1 protein-coding gene is annotated in these 24,005 nt (G+C 76.9%); it reads right to left on the minus strand.

Annotation, left to right across the window (positions count from 1 at the left end; all coding sequences use genetic code 11):
- On the minus strand, positions 1-23,826 hold the full coding sequence (locus tag GA0070622_RS33225; RefSeq protein WP_091574877.1) for a type I polyketide synthase: 23,826 nt from the start codon (positions 23,824-23,826) through the stop codon (positions 1-3).
- Positions 23,827-24,005: the final 179 nt, after the last annotated feature.

Here is a 24,005-nt window from a genome sequence, read left to right on the forward strand (position 1 = left end):
TCAGGACTCGGTGCCGTCGAGGGCCAGCCGGATCAGGGTGTCGGTGTCCATCTCGTCGAGGTCGACCTCCGCCCGGTCCGGTTCGGCGGCGGGACCGTCGTCGGCGGTGAGACCGAGCAGCAGGTCCAGCAGTCCGGCCTCGCGGATGCGGGCGAGCGGGATGGTGGCCAGCGCCTGCCGTACCGCGGTCTCGGCCGGGTCGGCCGCCGGCCCGGCGGGCGTGTCGGGCAGCAGGGTGGCACGCAGGTGGCCGGCGAGCGCGGCCGGGTCGGGGTGGTCGAAGACGAGCGTGGTGGGCAGGGACAGGCCGGTGGCCCGGTTGAGCCGGTTGCGCAGCTCGACCGCCGTCAGCGAGTCGAAGCCGAGGTCCTTGAAGGCCCGGTGGGGCTTGACCCGTTCCGGGCCGCCGTGGCCGAGGACGGCGGCGGCCTCGGCACGGACCAGGTCGGTGAGCCGGCGGTCCTGGTCCTCGCCGGTCAGGTCGCGCAGCCCTTCGCGCAGCGCCGCGCCACCGTCGGCGGGCGCCTCGGCGGCGTCCCGCACCGCCTGCCGGGCCTCGGGCAGGTCGGCCAGGAACGGCCGGGGCCGGGTCGACGCGTACGCCGGGGCGAACGTCGCCCAGTCCACGTCGGCAACGGTCAGCGCGGGCCCGCCCCGGCCGACGGCGACGCGCATGGCGTGCACCGCGTCGGCGGGGGCCATCACCCGCAGGCCGCGCCGGGCCAGTTCCCGCTGGGCGTCGTCGGTGGCCATGCCGCCGTCGGCCCACGGGCCCCAGGCCACCGAGGTGGCGGCGAGGCCGCGCGCGTGCCGCCGCTCGGCCAGCGCGTCGAGGTAGGCGTTGCCGGCGGCGTAGCCGGCCTGTCCGCCGCTGCCCCAGACGCCGGCGATGGAGGCGAACAGCACGAACGCGTCGAGCGGACGGTCGCCGAGCAGCTCGTCCAGGTGCGCCGCGCCGGCGGTCTTGCCGGCCGACACGGCGGCCAGCCGGTCCAGGTCGGTGTCGAGCAGCGGGGCGACGTCGTTGAGGCCGGCGGCGTGCACCACGGCGGTCAGTGGCGCCGGGTCGGCGTCGACGCGGGCGAGCAGTGCGGCGACGCCGTCCCGGTCGGCCACGTCGCAGGCGGCGACGGTGACGCGGACGCCGAGGGCGGTCAGCTCGTCGCGCAGCGCGGCCGCGCCGGGCGCCGCCTCGCCCCGGCGGCCGGTGAGCACCAGGTGCGCGGCGCCGTGGCCGGCGGCCCAGCGGGCGACGTGGGCGCCGAGCGCGCCGGTGCCGCCGGTGACGAGCACCGTGCCGGAGGGCTGCCACCGCTCGGCGGCGTCGCGCGCGGCGGGGGCGGCCCGCGTGAGCCGGCGCGCGTGCAGGCCGGCGGGGCGCAGGGCGAGCTGGTCCTCGTCGCCGGCGGCGGTGAGGGCGGCGGCGAGGCGGGTCGGGTCGGTGTCGCCGTCGGGCAGGTCGAGCAGGGTGACCCGCAGCCGGGGCAGTTCCAGTCCGGCGACGCGGGCCAGGCCCCACAGGGCGCCCTGGCCGGCGCTGCGGACCGGGTCGTCGCCGCCGGTGGCGACGGCGCCCCGGGTGAGGCACCACAGCGGGGGCGTCTCGCCGGTGTCGTGCAGCGCCTGGACCAGCAGCAGCGTCGCGGCGGTGCCGGCGGGCAGCGCCGGGTGCTCCGGGTGTGGCTCGTCGCGCAGGCCGAGCAGGGAGACCACGCCGGCGACCGGCCCGTCGGCGAGGGCCTTGCCGAGTGCGGCGGCCAGGTCGGCGCGGGTGGTGGTGGCCGGGTCGACGGTGACGCGCCGCAGCTCCGCGCCGGCCAGCGCGGCGCCGACGTGCGCGGCGGCGGGCTCACCGTCCGGGGTGACCAGCAGCCAGGCGCCGTCGGCCGCCGACGGTCCGTCGAGGTCGATCCGGCGCCACTCGACCTGGTACGACCAGCGGTCGACCCCGGCGCGGCGGGTGCGGGACCGGCGCCAGGTGGTGAGCGCGGGCAGGGCGGGGGTGAGCGTGTCCAGGTCGTCGTCGCCGAGGTGGCCGGCGAGCGCGGTCAGGTCGCCGCTCTCCACGGCGGCCCAGAACTCGGCGTCGGAGGCGTCGGCGCGGGTGGGGTTGTCGGGCCAGAACCGTTCGTGCTGGAAGGCGTAGGTGGGCAGGTCGACGCGGGTGGCGTCGGTGCCGGCGAACCACGGCGTCCAGTCCACGGCGACGCCGTGCACGTGCAGGTCGGCCAGCCCGGCCAGCAGCGCGCCGGTCTCGTCCCGGTCCCGGCGTTGCACGGCGACCGCTCGCCCGTCGCCCTCGGGCAGGATCTCGACGGTCAGCGCGGTCAGTACGCTCTGCGGCCCGATCTCCAGGAACGTGTCCACCCCGGCGTCGCGCAGCGCGGTGATCCCGTCGGCGTACCGGACCGCCTCGCGGACGTGCCGCACCCAGTAGTCGGGATCGGTCAGCTCCCCCGGCTCCGCGATCGCACCGGTCACGTTGGACACCACCGGCAGCAGCGGCGCGGCGAACGCCAACCCGTCCAGCACACCGCGGAACTCGGCCAGCATCGGCTCCACCAGCGGGCTGTGGAACGCGTGCGACACCGTCAGGCGACGGGTGCGTACGCCCCTGTCCTGCCACGCGCATTCCACCTCATCGAGCGCCTCGACCGGACCCGAGACCACCACCGACGTCGGCCCGTTGACCGCCGCGATCCCCGCTTCGGGACGACCGGCGATCGACGCGGCCACCTCGGCCTCCGACGCGGCGACCGCCAGCATCCCGCCGCCGGCCGGCAACGCCTGCATCAGGCGGCCCCGAGCCGCCACCAACGCACACGCGTCCGACAGCGACAACACCCCCGCCACGAACGCGGCCGTGACCTCACCGATCGAATGACCACCCACGAAGTCCGGCGTCACCCCGAACGACTCGACCAGACGGAACAGCGCCACCTCGACCGCGAACAGACCGGCCTGGGTGAACTCGGTCCGGTCCAGCAGCGTCGCCTCGGCCGAGCCCGGCTCCGCGAACAGCACGTCGCGCAGCGGCCGGGACAGCTTCCCGTCCAGGTGATCGGCGACCTCGTCCAGCGCGGCGGCGAACACCGGGAACGCCGCGTACAGCTCGCGGCCCATCCCGGCGCGCTGCGCGCCCTGACCGGAGAACAGCAGCGCCAGGTGACCGCGCGGTTGCGCGGTGCCGGTGATCGCCGCGCCGGTGGTGGTGCCGGCGGCCAGCGCGCGCAGCGCGGTGAGCAACTCGTCGCGGTCGCCGGCGGCCAGGACGGCCCGGTGGTCCAGCGGCGGGCGGGTGGTGAGCGCGGACCAGCCGACGTCGGCGGGGCGGGGTGTCCCGTCGGCGGCGAGCCAGGTCGCCCACCGGTGGGCCTGCGCGGCGAGCCCGGCGTCGGTACGCGCCGACAGCAGCACCGGCAGCACCGCCGGCCCGCCGGGACGGCCGTCGGCGGCGTCGCCGGTCGCGACCGGGTGGTCGGTGCCGGCGGGCTGTTCCAGGACGACGTGGGCGTTGGTGCCGGAGATGCCGAACGAGGACACCGCGGCCCGGCGCGGCCGGTCCTGGTCGGGCCAGGGCGTCGGGGCGGTGGCCAGGGTGACCGCCCCGGTGGTCCAGTCGATGTGCGGGGACGGTTCGTCCACGTGCAGCGTCGGTGGCACGATGCCGTGCCGCATGGCGAGAACCATCTTGATGACGCCGGCGACGCCGGCGGCGGCCTGGGTGTGCCCGATGTTCGACTTGACCGAGCCCAGGAGCAGGGGGGTGTCCCGGTCCTGCCCGTAGGTCGCGAGGACCGCCTGCGCCTCGATCGGGTCACCGAGGGTGGTGCCGGTGCCGTGCGCCTCGACCACGTCCACCTCGGACGGCGACAGCCGCGCGTTGGCCAGGGCCTGGCGGATGACCCGTTGCTGGGACGGTCCGTTGGGGGCGGTGAGGCCGTTCGACGCGCCGTCCTGGTTGACGGCGGTGCCGCGTACCACGGCGAGGACGCGGTGACCGCGGCGGCGGGCGTCGCTGAGGCGCTCGACCAGCAGCATGCCGACGCCCTCGCCCCAGCTGGTGCCGTCGGCGCCGGCGGCGAAGGACTTGCACCGCCCGTCGGGGGCGAGTCCGCGTTGCCGGGAGAACCCGACGAACGCGCTGGGCGTGGCCATCACGGTGACGCCGCCGGCGAGGGCGAGGTCGCACTCCCCCGCCCGCAGCGCCTGGCCGGCCAGGTGCAGCGCGACCAGCGACGAGGAGCAGGCGGTGTCGACGGTGACGGCCGGGCCTTCCAGCCCGAACACGTACGCGACGCGGCCGGAGGCGACGCTGCCGGCGGTGCCGTTGACCAGGTAGCCCTCCAGTTCGGCGGAGGCGTCGAGCCGGCCGGCGTAGTCGTGGTGGATGAGGCCGGCGAAGACGCCGGTGGTCGTGGTGCGGTCGTGCGGGTCGAGGCCGGCGGACTCGAACGCCTCCCACGAGGTTTCCAGCAGCAGCCGTTGCTGCGGGTCCATGGCGAGCGCCTCGCGGGGGCTGATGCCGAAGAAGGCCGGGTCGAAGTCGGCGGCGCCGGGCAGGAATCCGCCGTGGCGGGTGCTGGAGGTGCCGGCGCGGTCGGCGTCCGGGTCGTAGAGCGCGTCGAGGTCCCAGCCCCGGTCGGCGGGGAACTCGGCGATCCCGTCGCCGCCGCTGGACACGAGCTGCCACAGCTGGTCGGGGTTGGTGACCCCGCCGGGCAGCCGGCAGGCCATGCCGATGATGGCGATGGGGTCGTCGTCGTCGGTGACGGCGGCGCGGGTGGCGGTGGTGGTGTCGCCGGCCGGGTTGTGGCCGAGGTGCTCGTGCAGGTGGTCGGCGAGGCGTTCCGGGGTCGGGTAGTCGAAGACGAGCGTGGCGGGCAGCCGCAGCCCGGTGGCGGCGGCGAGCCGGTTGCGCAGCTCGACCGAGGTCAGCGAGTCGAAGCCCAGTTCCTTGAAGGCGCGGACGGCGGGCACCGCCTGCGCCGACGGGTGGCCCAGCACCGCGGCGGCCTGCGCGCGCACCAGGTCGACCAGGCGCTCCCGGGCCTCGTCCGGGGTGAGCCCGGCGAGCCGTTCGGCCCAGCTGGTGGCGGTCCCGTCGCCGGTGCGGACCTGTCGGCGTCCGCCGGTGGGGGCCAGCAGCCGCAGCATCGGGGGGAGCTGCGCGGGGTCGCCGGTGATCCGGAGCCGCGCGGCGATCCCGGTCGGCGGTGCGGCGGCGGCGACGGCGTCGAGCAGCGCGGTGCCTTCGGTGGCGGTCAGCCCGGTCATGCCGATCCGGCCGAGTCGCGTGCGGTCGTCGGCGTCGAGCCGCCCGGCCATGCCGCCGTCGGTGGCCCACATGCCCCAGGCGATGCTGGTGGCGGGCAGTCCGTGGGCGCGGCGGTGGGTGGCGAGGGCGTCGAGGAACGCGTTGGCGGCGGCGTAGTTGCCCTGTCCGGGTGAGCCGAGCGTGGCCGCGATCGAGGAGAACAACACGAACGCGGTCAGGTCCCGGTCGGCGGTGGCCTGGTGAAGCGCCCAGGCGGCGTCGACCTTGGGCCGCATCACCCGCGCCACGGACTCGGCGTCCAGCGACGCGACCGTGGCGTCGTCGAGCACTCCGGCGCAGTGGTGGACGGCGGTCAGGTCGACGCCGTCCAGCAGCCGGGTGACCTGCGCGGTGTCCGACACGTCGACGGCGGTGGCCCGCACGGTCGCGCCGGCCGCCGTCAGGTCGTCGACCAGCGCGGCGTAGGCCGGGTCGTCGGCGAGGGCGCGGCGGGCGGCCAGGAGCAGGTTGCGGGACTGTCCGGTGGCCACCAGGTGCCGGGCGACGACGCCGGCCAGCGCGCCGGAGGCGCCGGTGACCAGCGTGACCCGCTCCGGGTCGACGGCGGCCGGAACAGTCAGCACCACCTTGCCCACATGCCGGGCCTGACTGACATACCGCAACGCGGTCCGCGCCTGCCGCACGTCCCACGCCCGCACCGGCAACGGCGACAACTCGTCCCGCTCGAACAGGTCGAGCAGCTCCGCCAGCATCTGCCCGATCCGCCCACCACCGGCCTCGTTCAGGTCGAACGACCGGTACGCGACACCTGAATGCTCGGCCGCCACCACCTCGGGGTCCCGCAGGTCCGTCTTGCCCATCTCCACGAACCGGCCGCCGCGCGGCAACAATCGCAACGACGCGTCCACGAACTCCCCCGCCAGGGCGTCCAACACCACATCCACACCCGCGCCCTGCGACGCGGCCAGGAACACGGCCTCGAACTCGGTCGTCCGCGACGACGCGATCCGGGTCTGCTCGACGCCGAGCCCACGCAGGGTGTCCCACTTGCCGGGGCTCGCCGTCGCATAGACGGTCGCGCCCAGGTGGTGGGCGATCTGGATCGCGGCCATGCCGACCCCACCGGCACCCGAATGGATCAACACCGACTCACCGGCCCGCAGCCCGGCCAGATCCCGCAACGCATACCACGCCGTCAGAAACACCACTGGCACCGACGCCGCCTCGACGAACGACCAGCCCACCGGCATCCGCGCCACCCGATCCCGCCGCGCCACCACCTGCGGACCGAAACCCGGCTCGAACAACCCGAACACCCGATCACCCGGCACCAGACCCGACACACCCGGCCCGACCTCCAGGACCACACCCGCGCCCTCACTACCCATCACCGCAGCCGGATCCGGATACATCCCCAACGCGATCAACACGTCCCGGAAGTTCACCCCCGCCGCCCGCACCGCCACCCGCACCTCACCCGCGGCGAGCGCCGCCGGGACGGCCGGCACGATCTCGACGCCGTCGAGCGTGCCGGGGTGCGCGGCCGCGACGTGCCAGGCGCCGGCCGTTGGCGGCGCCAGCTCGCTGCCGGCCGGACGCGCCAACCGGGGTACGCACACCCGGTCGCCGCGCAGCGCGAGCTGACCGCCCACGGTGGACGGCATGTCGGCGACGGTCGCCAGCACGCCGAGCGCGCGTCGGTCGAGGGCGGAGTCGACGTCGGTGAGCACGATCCGGTCCGGGTGCTCGGACTGGGCGGAGCGCAGCAGTCCCCAGACGGCCGCGCCGGCCGGGTCGGCGGCGCGGTCGTCGTCGCCGGTCGTGACCGCGTCCCGGGTCACCACCACGAGCCGGGAGTCGCGCAGTTCGTCGGCGGCCAGCCACGCCTGCACGGTCGCCAGCACCGCCGTCGTCACCGCCCGCACCCGCCCGGGCAGGTCGCCACGGCCCGAGCCGCGCCGATCGTCGCCGGCCGGGCCCGACAAGCCGGCTGCGGCCGGGCCCGACAGGTCGGCCGCGTGGGTCGCGTCGTCGTCGGCCCAGCCGAGGGGTCCGACGGGCAGCAGCACCGCGTCGGGGGCCGGCGCGCCGTCGGCGACGGCCGCCACCAGCCCGGCCACGTCCGGGAACCGCGCGGGCACGGCCGTGTCGAACCATCCACCCGGCAGCGACGCCGGCGCGCCCGGGCGGGCCTTCCCGCGTCCCGCGCCCCGACCCGCCGCGCGGCGGGTCCGGCCGTCCGGTGCGGGCGCGGCGTCGCCCGGCAGCGCGGCGGTCAGCACCGTCCACGTCACCTCGCGGTCGGCCGGGTCGATCTCCTCGGTCGGCCAGGTCACCACGAACCGGGAGCGCGCGGCCGCGTCCGGTGCGGGGGCGCCGGCCAGTTCACGCAGGACCAGCGCGTCGACCGACACCACCGGTGCGCCCGTCTCGTCCGCCGCGACCAGCCGGACGCCGGAGCCGGTACGGGTCAACCGGACCCGCAGCAGCCGGGCGCCGGCGGCGTGCACCTGGACGCCCTCGAACGCGAACGGCACGCGCGGGCCGCCGCCGTCGGCGGGAAGCAGCAACCCGATCGGGTGCAGCGCGGCGTCCAGCAGCGCCGGGTGCACGGCGAACCCGTCCACCGCCGCGTCGGTGAGCGCCACCTCGGCGTACACCTGGTCCGGGCCGGTCCACACCCGGCGCAGGCCCCGGAACGTCGGCCCGTACGTCAGGCCGTGGCCGACCAGCACGTCGTAGAACCCGGTCAGGTCGGTCTCGGTGACGCCGGCCGGCGGCCAGGCGGTCAGGCCCGGCTCCTCGGCGGCGGCCGGTTCCAGCACCGCCTCGGCGTGGCGCACCCACTGCGCGTCGGTGTCGTCGTCCGGTTGGGCATACACGGCGGCGTCCCGGTTGCCGGCCTCGTCGGCCGCGCCGACGCGCACCTGCACCCGGACGCCGCCGGTGGCGGGCAGGGCGAGCGGCGCGGTGACGGTCAGGTCGCGTACCCGGGGGGCGCCGGCCTCGTCGCCGGCGCGCACCACCAGCTCGACCAGCGCGGTGCCCGGCACCAGGACGGAGCCGCCGACGACGTGGTCGGCCAGCCAGGGCTGCGCGGCCAGCGCGAGGCGGCCGGTCAGCACCAGTTCGTCCGCGCCGGCCAGCCGCACCGCCGCGCCGAGCAGCGGGTGCCCGGGCGCGGCCAGCCCGGCGCCGGACAGGTCGCCGGTGCGCCAGGTGGCGGCGTCGGGCCAGTAGCGGCGGCGCTGGAACGGGTAGGTGGGCAGGTCGAGCGGCACGCCGCCGCCGGTCAGCGCGGTCCAGTCCACCGGCGTGCCCGCGGCGTACGCCTCGGCGAGGGCGGTGAGCAGCGCGGACGCCTCGGTGCGTCCGGCGCGCAGGGTCGGCACGACCACCGGAGCCGGGTCGTCGCCGAGGCAGTCCCGGACCATCCCGGAGAGCACCGGGTCCGGCCCGATCTCCAGGTAGGTGCCGACGTGGCGCTCCCGCAGGTGGCTGACGCCGTCGGCGAAACGGACCGCCTCGCGGACGTGCCGCACCCAGTGGTCGGGGTCGCGCAGCTCGTCCGGTTCGGCGATCCGGCCGGTCAGGTTCGACAGCACCGGCAGGCGCGGCGCGTCGAGGGTCAGGCCGTCGACGACGGCCCGGAAGTCGTCCAGCATCGGCGCCATCAGCGGGCTGTGGAACGCGTGGCTGACGGTCAGCCGACGGACCCGGACACCGCGTTCCCGCCAGGCCCGCTCCACCTCCGCCAGGGCGTCACCGGCCCCGGAGACCACCACCGACGCCGGGCCGTTGACCGCGGCGATCCCGACGTCCGCGCGGCCCGCGACGGCAGCGGCGACCTCGGACTCGGGCGCGGCGACGGCGAGCATCCCGCCGCCGCCGGGCAGCGCCTGCATGAGCCGGCCCCGCGCGGCGACCAGGGCGGCGGCGTCGGGCAGGGAGAGCACCCCGGCGACGTGCGCGGCGGTGATCTCGCCGATCGAGTGGCCGCCCACCAGGTCGGGGGTGACGCCGAACGACTCGACCAGGCGGTACAGCGCCACCTCGACGGCGAAGAGCGCGGGCTGGGTGAACTCGGTACGGTCCAGCAGCGCGGCTTCCGGCGCGCCCTCGGGCGCGAAGAGCACCGGCCGCAGCGGCCGGGGCAGCAGCGGGTCGAGGTGGTCGCAGACCTCGTCCAGCGCGGCGGCGAAGACGGGGAACGCCCCGTACGCCTCGCGACCCATGCCGGGGCGCTGCGCGCCCTGGCCGGAGAAGAGGACGGCGAGCCGGCCGGTGCGGGTGGCGCCGCGCACCACGGCGGAGGACGGCTCGTCGGCGGCGACGGCGGTCAGGCCGGCGAGCAGGCCCGTCCGGTCGCGGGGCAGCAGCACGGCCCGGTGCTCGAACGCGGACCGTGCGGTGGCGAGGGCGTGGCCGAGGTCGGCCAGCGGGACGGCCGGGTTCGCCTCGACCCAGGCGGCGAGCCGGCCGGCCTGGGCGCGCAGCGCGTCCGGGGTGCGGGCGGAGAGCACGCACGGAACGCCGAGGTCGCCGGGGGTGGGCGCGGCCAGGGCGGGGGCGGGCTCGGGCGCCTGTTCCAGGACGGCGTGCACGTTGGTGCCGGAGATGCCGAACGACGACACGGCGGCGCGGCGGGGCCGGTCCACGGCGGGCCAGGGCTGCGCCCGGTGCGCCAGGGTGATCGCGCCGGCGGTCCAGTCGACGTGCGGGGACGGCTCGTCGGCGTGCAGCGTCGGCGGGACCAGGCCGTGCCGCATGGCCAGGACCATTTTGATCACGCCGGCGACGCCGGCGGCGGCCTGGGTGTGCCCGATGTTCGACTTGACCGAGCCCAGGAGCAGCGGCGTGTCGCGGTCCTGCCCGTACGTGGCCAGCAGCGCCTGCGCCTCGATCGGGTCGCCGAGGGCGGTGCCGGTGCCGTGCGCCTCCACCACGTCCACGTCGCAGGGGTCGAGGCGGGCGTTCGCCAGGGCCTGGCGGATGACCCGCTGCTGGGACGGCCCGTTGGGGGCGGTGAGGCCGCTGCTCGCGCCGTCCTGGTTGACGGCGCTGCCGCGCAGCACGGCGAGGATCCGGCGGCCGTCGCGTTGCGCGTCGGAGAGGCGTTGCAGCAGCAGCATGCCGACGCCCTCGGCGAAGCCGGTGCCGTCGGCGCCGGCGCCGAACGCCTTGCACCGCCCGTCCGGGGACAGGCCGCGTTGGCGGGAGAACTCGGCGAGCATGCCGGGGGTGGACATGACGGTGACTCCGCCGGCCAGCGCGAGCCCGCACTCCTGCTGGCGCAGCGCCTGGGCGGCGAGGTGCAGCGCGACCAGCGACGAGGAGCAGGCGGTGTCGACGGTGACGGCCGGGCCCTCCAGGCCGAGCAGGTAGGAGATGCGGCCGGAGGCGACGCTGCCGGCGCTGCCGTTGCCGACGTACCCGTCCAGGTCGTCGCCGGCGCCGACAGCGGTGCCGGCGTAGTCGTGGTAGATCAGTCCGACGTAGACGCCGGTGGCGCTGCCCCGGACGGTGAGCGGGTCGACGCCGGCGCGTTCCAGCGCCTCCCACGAGGTTTCCAGCAGCAGCCGCTGCTGCGGGTCCATGGCGAGCGCCTCGCGCGGGTTGATGCCGAAGAAGGCGGCGTCGAAGTCGGCGGCGTCGTAGAGGAAACCGCCGTGCCGGGGCGCCGGCCGGTCGGCGTCGTCGCCGAGGACGCTGAGGTCCCAGCCGCGGTCGGTGGGGAACGGCGCGATGACGTCGGCGCCTGCGGTGACCAGGTCCCACAGGTCCTCGGGGGTGCGGACGTCGCCGGGGAAGCGGCAGGCCATGCCGACGACGGCGATCGGCTCGTCGACGGTGGTGGTCACGCCGGACACGGGGGTGGCGGCCGGCGCGGCCGACCCGCCGATCTCCCGGTCGAGGTGGTCGGCGAGTACGACGGGGGTGGGGTGGTCGAACGCGACGGTGGCGGGCAGCCGCAGCCCGGTGGCGGCGGCGAGCCGGTTGCGCAGTTCGACCGAGGTGAGCGAGTCGAAGCCGAGTTCCCGGAACGGGCGCTGCGGGTCGACGCCGTCGGCGCCGCGGTGTCCGAGCACCGCGGCCGCGGCGGCGGTGACCAGGTCGAGGAGGTGGCCGCGCCGGGCGGCCGGGCTGAGCGCCGCGAGCCGGTCGGCCAGGGACAGGTCCTCTCCGGTACGCGTGGCGGCCCGCCGCCGGGCGGGGCGGATCAGGTCGCGCAGCAGCGCGGGCACGCGGGCCGGGTCAGGGCTGGTCGGCACCTTCATCAGGACGACGTGTGCGCCGCCGTGGCGGCCGGCCGCGTCGAGCAGGGCCAGCCCTTCGGTGTCGGTGAGCGGGGCGCTGCCGGCGCGGATGGCGCGGCGGTGCTCGCCGTCGTCGAGGTGCGCGGTCATCGCGCTGGTGGTGGCCCAGAGTCCCCAGGCGAGGCTGGCCGCCGGCAGTCCGTGGGCGCGGCGGTGGGTGGCGAGGGCGTCGAGGAACGCGTTGGCGGCGGCGTAGTTGCCCTGTCCGGGTGAGCCGAGCGTGGCCGCGATCGAGGAGAACAGCACGAACGCGGTCAGGTCCCGGTCGGCGGTGGCCTGGTGCAGCGCCCAGGCGGCGTCCACCTTGGGCCGCATCACCCGCTCGAGCGCGGCGTCGTCGAGTCCGGTGATGGTGGCGTCGGCGATGGCGCCGGCGCAGTGGTAGACGGCGGTGAGGTCCGCCCCGGCGACCAGGTCGGCGACGCGTACCGGGTCGCCGAGGTCCACCGCGACGGCCCGTACGGTCGCCCCGGCCGTGGTCAGCTCGTCGACCAGCGCGGTGTAGGCCGGGTCGTCGGCGGGGGCGCGGCGGGCGGCCAGGAGCAGGTTGCGGGACTGTCCGGTGGTGACCAGGTGCCGGGCGACCAGGCCGGCGAGGGTGCCGCTGGCGCCGGTGACCAGTGTGACGCGGTCCGGGTCGGCGGTGGCGGGGACGGTGAGCACGACCTTGCCGACGTGGCGGGCCTGGCTGATGTGCCGCAGCGCGGTGCGCGCCCGCCGGACGTCCCAGGTGCGGGTGGGCAGCGGTCGCAGCGCTCCCCGCTCGAACAGTTCCAGGAGTTCGGTGAGCATCTGCCCGAGGCGCTCGCCGCCGGCGGAGTTGAGTTCGAACGACCGGTAGGTGACGCCGGGGTGCTGGGCCGCGACGAGGTCGGGGTCGCGGACGTCGGTCTTGCCCATCTCCACGAACCGGCCGCCGCGCGGCAGCAACCGCAACGACGCGTCCACGAACTCCCCCGCGAGCGCGTCCAACACCACATCCACACCCGCGCCCTCGGACGCGGCCAGGAACACTGCCTCGAACCCGGTGGTCCGCGACGACGCGATCCGCTCCTGCTCGACGCCGAGCCCACGCAGCGTGTCCCACTTGCCAGGGCTCGCCGTCGCATACACCGTCGCACCCAGATGACGGGCGATCTGGATCGCCGCCATCCCCACCCCACCGGCACCCGAATGGATCAGCACCGACTCACCGGCCCGCAGACCCGCCAGGTCCCGCAACGCGTACCAGGCGGTCAGGAACACCACCGGCACCGACGCCGCCTCAACCCAGGACCAGCCCTCCGGCATCCGCGCCACCCGATCCCGCCGCGCCACCACCTGCGGACCGAAACCCGGCTCGAACAACCCGAACACCCGATCACCCGGCACCAGACCCGACACACCCGGCCCGACCTCCAGGACCACACCCGCGCCCTCACTACCCATCACCGCAGCCGGATCCGGATACATCCCCAACGCGATCAACACGTCCCGGAAGTTCACCCCCGCCGCCCGCACCGCCACCCGCACCTCACCCGCGGCCAGCGCGGGCGTAGCGGTGGCGCGCACATCGACGCCGTCGATGGTGCCGGGGTCGACGGCGGCCACATGCCAGGCGCCGGCCGGCGGGACGAGCCGGTCCCCGGACGGGCGGACGACGCGGGGTGCCAGGACGTCGCCGTCGCGCAGCGCGAGTTGCCCGCCGGCCGCGGCGAGCGGCGCGAGCGTGTCGGGGGCGGCGTCCCGGTCGAGGTCGACCAGCACGATCCGGTCCGGGTGCTCGGACTGCGCCGAACGCAGCAGCCCCCACACGGCGGCGCCGGCCAGGTCGGTGACGTCCTCCTCGTCGCGGGCCGCCACCGCGCCCCGGGTCGCCACCACCAGGCGTGAGTCCGCGAGGGTGTCGGCGGCCAGCCAGTCCCGCACGGTGGCCAGCACCGTCGACGTGACCGACCGGACCCGCGTCGGCAGGTCGGCGTCGTTCCCGGCCGGAACCGGGAGCAGCACCGCGTCGGGGGTCGGCGCGCCGGCCTCGACGGCCGCCGCCAGCGCGGCCACGTCGGGGTACGCGGCAGTGTGATCCCCGAGGGCCGGGACGCCCGACGCGGAGCCCGAGCTGCCGACGTCCGTGCGTGCCGCACCAACGGTCACCGCCGTTCCGGCCTCCGGCCGCGCCGTGCCGGCGGCGACCGCCGTGCCGGCGTCGGTGCCCGTCACGGGGGCGCCGAATGCGGCGAGCGTCGCCCAGGACCGGGGTCCGCCGGTGCGCGGGAGGTCCCGGACCGACCAGGCGACCTCCAGGACGGACCGGTCGGCGGCGGTCGGACGCCCCGTGGCGTCACCCAGTTCCATGAGCACCAGGGAGTCCACCGAGACCACCGGCGCGCCGGTCTCGTCGGCCGCGACGAGCCGCACCGCGGAGCCGGTACGGCGCAGCCGCACCCGCAGCACGGCCGCGCCGGCGGCGTGCACCTGCACGCCCTCGAACGTGAACGGCACGCGCGGCCCGGAGGTGGCGTCACCGCCGGGGAGCAGGCCGATCGGGTGCAGCGCGGCGTCGAGCAGCGCCGGGTGCACCTCGAACCGGCCGGCCCGCTCGGCCGGCCCGTCCGGCAGGGCCACCTCGGCGTAGACGGTGTCGTCGTCGGTCCAGGCCCGGCGCAGGCCCCGGAACGCGGGCCCGTAGGCCAGGCCGTGCCCGGCGAGCGTGTCGTACCAGCCGGTGAGGTCCACCTCGGTCGTGCCGGCGGGCGGCCAGGAACCCGGCGTGGGCTCGTCGGCGGTGGCCGGCTCCAGCAGCCCTTCGGCGTGCCGGGTCCACCCGTCGTCGGTGTCGTCGGCGGGTTGGGCGTGGACGGTCACCGGGCGGGCGCCGGCGTCGTCCGGGGCGCCGACGCGCACCTGCACCCGCAGTCCGCCGGTGTCCGGCAGCGTGAGGGGGGTGACCAGCGTCAGTTCGCGCACCCGGGGGGCGCCGACCTCGTCGCCGGCCCGGACCACCAGCTCGACCAGCGCGGTGCCGGGCAGCAGCACGGCGCCGGCGACGGTGTGGTCGGCCAGCCACGGCTGGGCGGACAGCGCGAGCCGGCCGGTCAGGACCACCTCGTCGGCGTCGGCCAGTCGCACCGCCGCGCCGAGCAGCGGGTGCCCGGCGGCGCCGAGGCCGGCGCCGGTGACGTCACCACCGGCCGCCGTGCCGGGCTCGGGCCAGAAGCGTTCCCGCTGGAAGGCGTACGGGGGCAGGTCGACCCGGGTGGCGTCGGAGCCGGCGAACACGGCCGCCCAGTTGACCGGTACGCCGGCGGTGTGCAGGGCGCCGAGGGCGGTGAGCAGCTGGCGGGGGCCGTGTTCGTCGCGGCGCAACGATCCGACGACCACGCCGGGCGGGCCGGCGGGCGCCCGGTCGAGCGCGTCCTGCACCACGACCTTGAGCACCGGGTGCGGGCTGACCTCGACGAACACCCGGTGACCGGTGTCGATCAGCGCGTCCACGACCGGCGCGAGGCGGACCGGTTCGCGCAGGTTGCGGAACCAGTAGTCGGCGTCGAGGTCGGCGGTGTCGATCGGTTCGCCGGTGACGGTGGAGTGGAACGCGATCCGGCTCGGACGGGGGTGGAGCGTGCCGATCGCGGCGGTGATGTCGTCGCGGACCGCGTCGACGTGGGCGCAGTGGGAGGCGTAGTCGACAGCGATGCGCCGGGCCCGCAGTTCCCGGTCGGCGCAGGCGGCGAGCAGGTCGTCGACGGCGTCCGCGTCGCCGGAGACGACGGTGACGGCGGCGCCGTTGAGCGCGGCGACGCCGAGGCGGTCGCCCCAGGGGGCGATGAGGTCGGCGGTGTCGGCGGCGGAGAGCGGCACGGAGACCATCCCGCCCCGGCCGGTGAGGGCGAGCAGGCCCCGGCTGCGGGCGACCACGAGCCGCAGCGCGTCGGGCAGGGTGAGCGCGCCGGCCACGCAGGCGGCGGCGATCTCGCCCTGGGAGTGGCCGATCACGGCGTCGGGGCGTACGCCGCAGGAGCGCCACACCTCGGCGAGGGAGACCATCACGGTGAACAGCAGCGGTTGGACCACGTCGACCCGGTCCAGCGGTGGGGCGCCGGGGGCGCCGCGCAGCACGTCCTCGGGCGTCCAGTCGACGAGGTCGGCCAGTTCGGCGGCGCACTCGCGCATCCGGTCCCGGAAGACCGGGGAGCGGTCGAGCAGGTCGAGCGCCATGCCGGGCCACTGGGAGCCCTGGCCGGGGAAGACGAGGACGACCTTCGGCGTACCGTCGGCGGGCTGGGCCGGCGGCGTGGCGGCGGTGAGCGCGGCGAGCGCGGCGGCGCGGTCGGCGACGACGGTGACCTGCCGGTAGGGGTGGTGCGCGCGGCCGGTGGCGAGCGACCAGCCGAGGTCGGCCAGGTCGAGGTCGGGGTGCGCGGCGAGGTGCTCGTGCAGGCGCGCGGCCTGGGCCGGCAGGGCGCGGGCGGTGCGGGCGGAGACGAGCAGCGGCACCGCGTCGGCGCCGACCAGGCCGGGGCCGGTGGCGGGCGCGGGGTCGGCCGGTGCCGCGGTGGGGGCGGCCTCGATGACGGCGTGGGCGTTGGTGCCGGAGATGCCGAACGAGGAGACGGCGGCGCGGCGGGGCCGGTCGAGCGCGGGCCAGGGGGTGGGCGCGGTGACGAGGGTGACGGCGCCGGCGGTCCAGTCGACGTGCGGGGACGGCTCGTCGGCGTGCAGCGTCGCGGGGACGATCCCGTGCCGCATGGCGAGAACCATCTTGATCAGGCCGGCGACGCCGGCGGCGGCCTGGGTGTGGCCGATGTTCGACTTGACCGAGCCGAGCAGCAGGGGGGTGTCCCGGTCCTGGCCGTACGTGGCGAGCAGCGCCTGCGCCTCGATCGGGTCACCGAGGGTGGTGCCGGTGCCGTGCGCCTCGACCACGTCCACCTCGGACGGCGACAGCCGCGCGTTGGCCAGGGCCTGCCGGATGACCCGCTGCTGGGACGGTCCGTTCGGCGCGGTGAGCCCGTTGGACGCGCCGTCGGAGTTGACGGCGGTGCCGCGCACCACGGCGAGGATCCGGCGGCCCTCCCGCCGCGCGTCGGAGAGCCGCTGCACCAGCAGCAGACCGGCGCCCTCACCCCAGCCGGTGCCGTCGGCGGCGGCGCCGAACGCCTTGCACCGCCCGTCCGGGGCCAGCCCGCCCTGGCGGGAAAACTCGGAGAACATGCCGGGGGTGGCCATCAGCGCGACGCCACCGGCGAGCGCCATGTCGCACTCCCCGGAGCGCAGCGCCTGCGCGGCCAGGTGCAACGCGACCAGCGACGAGGAGCAGGCGGTGTCGACGGTGACGGCCGGACCTTCCAGGCCGAACGCGTAGGCGACCCGGCCGGAGGCGACGCTGCCGGCGGTGCCGGTGAGCAGGTGGCCTTCGAGGCCGTCGGCGCCGGTGGCGGCGTATCCGGAGGAGGCGGCGCCGACGAAGACGCCGGTGGCGGTGCCGGCGCGGGTGGTCGGGTCGAGGCCGGCGGACTCGAACGCCTCCCAGGACGTTTCCAGCAGCAGCCGCTGCTGCGGGTCCATGGCGAGGGCCTCGCGGGGGCTGATGCCGAAGAAGGCCGGGTCGAAGTCGCCGGCGTCGGCGAGGAACCCGCCGTGGCGGGTGGTGGAGGTGCCGGCCCGCTCGGCGTCCGGGTCGTAGAGCGCGTCGAGGTCCCAGCCCCGGTCGGTCGGGAAGCCGCCGATGGCGTCCGCGCCGGCGGCGACGAGGTCCCACAGCTGGTCCGGGGTGGCGATGCCGCCCGGGTAGCGGCAGGCCATGCCGATGACGGCGAGGGGTTCGTCGGTGCCGGCCGGGCCCGCCGCGCGGGCGGTCGACGCGGCGGGTGCGGCGGCGGCGAGCCGGGCGTGGAGGTGGTCGGCGACGCGGGCCGGGGTGGGGTGGTCGAAGACGAGTGTGGCGGGCAGCCGCAGCCCGGTGGCCGCGGCGAGCCGGTTGCGCAGCTCGACCGAGGTCAGCGAGTCGAAGCCCAGTTCCTTGAACGCGCGGGTTTCCGGCACGGCGTGGGCGCTCGGGTGGCCCAGCGCCGCGGCGGCCTGCGCGCGCACCAGGTCGACCAGGCGCTCGCGGGCCTCGTCCGGGGCGAGCGCGGCCAGCCGTTCGGCCCAGCCCGCCTCGCCGGCCGCCGTGTCCTGTGCCGTCCGGCGGGCGCCGGCGCGGGCCAGGCCGCGCAGAATCGCCGGGTAGCGGCCGGCGTCGCCGGTGAGCCGCAGCCGGGCCGCCGCGACGGCGGGCAGCGCGCGGCGGGCGGCGGCGTCGAGCAGGGCGGCGCCCTCGGTGGCGGTGAGCGGGGTCATGCCGAGGCGGCGCAGTCGCCGCGCGTCGTCCCGGTCGAGGTGGGCGGTCATCGCGCTGGTGGTGGCCCACATGCCCCAGCCGATGCTGGTGGCGGGCAGTCCGTGGGCGCGGCGGTGGGTGGCGAGGGCGTCGAGGAACGCGTTGGCGGCGGCGTAGTTGCCCTGCCCGGGTGAGCCGAGCGTGGCCGCGATCGAGGAGAACAGCACGAACGCGGTCAGGTCCCGGTCGGCGGTGGCCCGGTGCAGCGCCCAGGCGGCGTCCACCTTGGGCCGCATCACCCGCTCGAGCGCGTCGTCGTCGAGTCCCGCGACGGTGGCGTCGGCGACGAGCCCGGCGCAGTGGTAGACGGCGGTCAGGTCGACGCCGTCCAGCAGGTCGGCCACCGCCGCCCGGTCCCCCACGTCCACAGTGACGGACCGCACCGACGCACCCGCGGCCGTCAGCTCGTCCACCAGGCTCGCGTAGGCCGGGTCGTCGGCCGGACCACGGCGGGCTGCCAGGAGCAGGTTGCGGGACTGTCCGGTGGCGACGAGGTGCCGGGCGACTACGCCGGCCAGCGCGCCGGAGGCGCCGGTGACCAGCGTGACCCGTTCCGGGGCGACGGCGGCCGGAACGGTCAGCACCACCTTGCCCACGTGCCGGGCCTGACTGATGTGCCGCAACGCGGTCCGCGCCTGCCGCACGTCCCACGCCCGCACCGGCAACGGCGACAGCGCGTCCCGCTCGAACAGGTCGAGCAGTTCCGCCAGCATCTGCCCGATCCGCTCCCCGCCGGCCTCGTTCAGGTCGAACGACCGGTACGCGACACCTGAATGCTCGGCCGCCACCACCTCGGGGTCCCGCAGGTCGGTCTTGCCCATCTCCACGAACCGGCCGCCGCGCGGCAGCAACCGCAACGACGCGTCCACGAACTCCCCGGCCAGGGCGTCCAACACCACATCCACACCCGCGCCGTCGGACGCGGCCAGGAACGCGGCCTCGAACTCGGTGGTCCGCGACGACCCGATCCGGTCCTCCGCGACCCCCAGCCGGCGCAGCGTGTCCCACTTCCCCGGACTCGCCGTCGCATACACCGTCGCACCCAGATGGTGGGCGATCTGGATCGCCGCCATGCCGACCCCACCGGCACCGGAGTGGATGAGCACCGACTCACCGGCCCGCAGGTCGGCCAGGTCCCGCAACGCGTACCACGCCGTCAGGAACACCAGCGGGACGGAGGCGGCCTCGGTGAACGACCAGCCGGCCGGGATCCGGGCCACCCGCTCGCGCGCGGCGAGCACCTGCGGGCCGAAGCCCGGTTCGAACATGCCCAGCACCCGGTCGCCCGGCGCCAGGTCGGTCACGTCCGGCCCGACGTCGAGGACCACACCCGCGCCCTCGCTGCCCATCCGGGCGTCCGGGTCCGGATACATGCCGAGCGCGACCAGCACGTCGCGGAAGTTCACGCCGGTGGCCCGCACGGCGACGCGGACCTGTCCGGGCCCCGGCGCGGCGGGGGCGGCGGGCACCGGCGCGACGCCGTCGATCGTGCCGGGGGCGACCGGCGCGAGGTGCCAGAGGCCGTCCGGCGGCCGCAGCTCGTCGTCGGCCGGCCGACCCAACCGGGGTACGCGCACCGCGCCGCCGCGCAACGCCACCTGACCGCCGGTCGGCGCGGGGTCGGCGACCACCCCGGCCAGCGCGGACAACGCCTCGGCGTCGACCTCGCCGTCGAGGTCGGCCAGCACGATCCGGCCCGGGTGCTCCGACTGCGCCGAGCGCAGCAGTCCCCACACCGCCGCGCCGGCGAGGTCGGTGACCCGGTCCTCGTCCCCGGCGGCGACCGCGCCCCGGGTGAGCACCACCAGCCGCGTGTCGGCGAGCGCGTCGGCGGCCAGCCACTCCTGCACGGTGACCAGCACCGCCGCCGTCACCGCCCGGACCCGCTCCGGCAGCCCGGAGCCCCCCGGTCCGGCCGGACCGTCGACACCTGCCGGACCGCTCGGGTCGCCGGCGGCGTCCCCCGGGCCGGTGGGAGCCGCGCCGGTCGGAGCCGGTCCGGTCAGAGCCGCGCCGCTCGAAGCCGCGCCGGTCGGAGCCGGGGCAGGAGCGAGCGGCAGCAGCACGGCGTCGGGTGTCGGGGCGCCGGCGGCCACGGCGGCCACCAGCGCCGCCATGTCCGGATGGTCGGGCCGGGGCGCGGCGTCGAGCGGGTCGGAGCCGGGCGGGGTCAGCACCGCCCAGGTCGGCGGCGTGACCGGCGCGGTGACCTCCTCGACCGGCCAGGCCAGCGCGTACAGGGACCGGTCGGCCGCACCCGCCGCGGCGGTCCCGGTCAGCTCCCGCAGGGCCAGCGCGTCCACCGACACCACCGGCGCGCCGGCCGCGTCGACGGCGACCAACCGCACCGACGAGCCGGCGCGGGTCAGCCGCACCCGCAGCACCGTCGCGCCGGCCGCATGCAGCTGCACGCCCTCGAACGCGAACGGCACCCGGGGGCCGTCCCCGGTGCCGGCGTCGAGCAGGCCGATCGGGTGCAGGGCCGCGTCGAGCAGCGCCGGGTGCGCCCCGAAGCCGATCGCGTCGACGCCGTCGGGGAGCGCCACCTCGGCGTACGCGGCGTCCGGGCCGGACCAGACCCGGCGGAGCCCCCGGAACGCCGGCCCGTACGCCAGGCCGTGCGCGGCGAACGCGTCGTACCAGCCGGTCACGTCCACCTCGGACGCCCCGGCCGGCGGCCACTCGCCGAGGGTCGGCCCGTCGGCGGCGGCGGGTTCCAGCACACCGTCGGCGTGCCGCACCCACTCGGCGTCCGGGTCGTCCTCGGGCTGGGCGTGCACGGTCACCGGCCGGGCGCCGGTGTCGTCGGCGGCGCCGACGCGCACCTGCACCCGTACCGCGTCGGTGGCGGTGAGGGTGAGCGGGGTGGCGACGGTGAGGTCCCGGATCCGGGCGGCCTCGACCTCGTCGCCGGCCCGCACGACCAGTTCCAGCAGCGCGGTGCCGGGCACCACCACGGCGTCGCCGACCACGTGGTCGGCCAGCCACGGGTGGGTGGCGACGGAGAGCCGGCCGGTGAGCACCACCTCGTCGTCGCCGGCGAGCCGGACGGCCGCGCCGAGCAGCGGGTGCCCGGCGACGCCGAGTCCCGCGCCGGACACGTCGCCGGCCTGCCAGGCCGGCGCGTCCGGCCAGAACCGCTGCCGCTGGAACGCGTAGGTGGGCAGGTCGACGGGGCAGGCGCCGGTGCCGTCGAACCAGGGTGTCCAGTCGACGTCGACGCCGTGCGTGTGCAGTTCGGCGAGCGCGGCCAGCAGCGCCTCGACCTCGGGCCGGTCGTGCCGCTGGGCGGCCACGGTGAGCCCGGCGTCGTCGTCGGCCAGCGCCTCGGCGGTCAGCGCGGTCAGCACGCTGCGCGGGCCGATCTCCAGGAACGTGTCCGCGCCGGCCGCGCGCAGCGCGGTCACGCCGTCGGCGTAGCGGACGGCCTCGCGGACGTGCCGTACCCAGTAGTCGGGCGTGCGCAGGTCGTCGCCCTCGGCCAGGGCGCCGGTCAGGTTGGACACCACCGGCAGCGTCGGGGCGTGGAAGGTCAGCTTCGCCAGCACCGCGCGGAAGCGGTCCAGCATCGGTTCCATCAGCGGGCTGTGGAACGCGTGCGACACGGTCAGCCGCCGCACCCGTACACCCCGGTCGGTCCACCGCCGGGCCAGGTCGTCCAGCGCCTCGGTGGCGCCGGAGACCACCACCGACGACGGGCCGTTGACCGCCGCGACGCCCACCCGGTCGGTGTGGTCGTCCAGGTCGGCGCGCACGTCCGCCTCGGTGGCCGCGACCGCGAGCATGCCGCCGCCGTCGGGCAACGCCTGCATGAGCGCGCCGCGCGCGGCCACCAGCAGACAGGCGTGTTCCAGCGACAGCACGCCGGCCAGGTGCGCGGCGGTGACCTCGCCGATCGAGTGGCCGGCCAGCAGGTCCGGGGTGACGCCGAACGACTCGACCAGCCGGAACAGCGCCACCTCGACCGCGAACAACCCGGCCTGGGTGAACGCGGTGCGGTCCAGCAGCGCGGCGTCGTCGGTGCCCGCGGCGGCGAACAGCACCTCCTTCAGCGGCCGGGGCAGCGCCCGGTCCAGGTGCCCGCACACCTCGTCCAACGCGGCGGCGAACACCGGGAACGTCGCGTACAGCTCCCGGCCCATCCCGGCGCGCTGCGCGCCCTGCCCGGAGAACAGGACCGCGAGCGGGCCCCGGTCGGTCGCCTCGCCGGTGACCAGCGCGCCGGACGGCTCGCCCGCGGCGAGCGCGCGCAGCGCGGCGCGCAGCCCGTCGGTGCCGGTGACGGCGAGCACGGCCCGCCGGTCCAGGGTGGCCCGGGTGGTGACCGACGCGTACCCGACGTCCCGGGGTCGGGGCGCGGGCCCGGCGTCCAGCCAGGCGGCCCAGCGCTCGGCCTGGGCGGCGAGCGCGGCCGGGTGGGCGGCGGAGAGCAGGACCGGCACGACCGGCCGGTCCGCGGTGGTCGCCGGCTCGGGGGCGGGCTCGGCCGGCGGGGCCTCCTCGACGAGCAGGTGGGCGTTGGTGCCGCTCATGCCGAAGGAGGAGACGGCGGCCCGGCGGACCCGGTCGGGCTCGGCCGGCCACGGCTGCGCGTCGGTGAGCAGGGCGACCTCGCCGGTCGACCAGTCGACGTGCGGGGTCGGCTCGTCGGCGTGCAGGGTGGCCGGGAGCAGGCCGTGCCGCAGCGCGAGCACCATCTTGATCACACCGGCGACGCCGGCGGCGGCCTGGGTGTGGCCGAGGTTGGACTTGAGGGAGCCGAGCCGCAGCGGCCGTCCGGCGGGCCGGTCCCGCCCGTACGTGGCGAGCAGCGCCTGCGCCTCGATCGGGTCGCCGAGCGTGGTGCCGGTGCCGTGCGCCTCGACCACGTCCACGTCGGCCGGGGTGAGGCCGGCGTTGGCCAGCGCCTGGCGGATGACCCGCTGCTGGGCCGGGCCGTTGGGCGCGGTCAGGCCGCTGCTGGCGCCGTCGGAGTTGACCGCGCTGCCCCGGATCACGGCCAGGACCGGGTGGCCGAGCCGCCGGGCGTCGCTGAGCCGTTCGACCAGGACCAGGCCGACGCCCTCGGCCCAGCCGGTGCCGTCGGCGGCGGCGGAGAACGCCTTGCAGCGTCCGTCGGCGGCCAGCCCGCGTTGCCGGGAGAACTCGACGAAGCCGCCCGGGGTGGCCATCACGCTGGCGCCGCCGGCGACGGCCAGGGTGCACTCGCCGTCGCGCAGCGCCTGCGTGGCCAGGTGCAGGGCGACCAGCGACGACGAGCAGGCGGTGTCGATCGTGACGGCCGGCCCCTCCAGGCCGAATGTGTAGGCCAGCCGGCCGGAGATGACGCTGGCGGCGGTGCCGGTCAGCACGTACCCCTCGGCGCCCTCGGGCAGGCGGCGCAGCACCGACGCGTAGTCCTGGCCGGCGGTGCCCACGAACACGCCGGTACGGCTGCCGCGCAGCGTGTCGACGTCGACGCCGGCGCGCTCGAACACCTCCCAGGTGGTCTCCAGCAGCAGCCGCTGCTGCGGGTCCATGGCCAGCGCCTCGCGCGGGCTGATGCCGAACAGTGTGGGGTCGAAGTCACCGGCGTCGGCGAGGAACCCGCCCCGGTCGCTGTACGAGGTGCCGGGGTGGTCCGGGTCCGGGTCGTACAGCCCGGCCAGGTCCCAGCCGCGATCGGTGGGGAACGGGCCGGTCGCGTCGGTGCCGGCGACGACCAGGTCCCAGAGCTGCTCCGGGGACGCGACTCCGCCGGGGAACCTGCAGGCCATGCCGACCACCGCGATCGGCTCCGGTTCCTCCAGCTCGCGCAGGCGCCGGTGCGCCTGGCGGAGCTCGGTGGTCACCCACTTGAGATGTTCGAGGAGCTTCTCTTCGTCCGCCATGATCCACCCGCCCGAACTTGCTGCCGATCGATTCCGTCGAACACCGAGATGGCCGCCGGTACGGCACACCGGTGACCGGGGACGGCCGACGGCGACGGGGGTACACCGGCACCCGGCCCGTCACCGTGCATGGACGCTACTGAGCGCTGAGCTGCGACCCCAACCCCTACGGACCCCTC

This window comes from Micromonospora sediminicola, from assembly GCF_900089585.1.
Classification (GTDB): Bacteria; Actinomycetota; Actinomycetes; order Mycobacteriales; family Micromonosporaceae; genus Micromonospora; species Micromonospora sediminicola.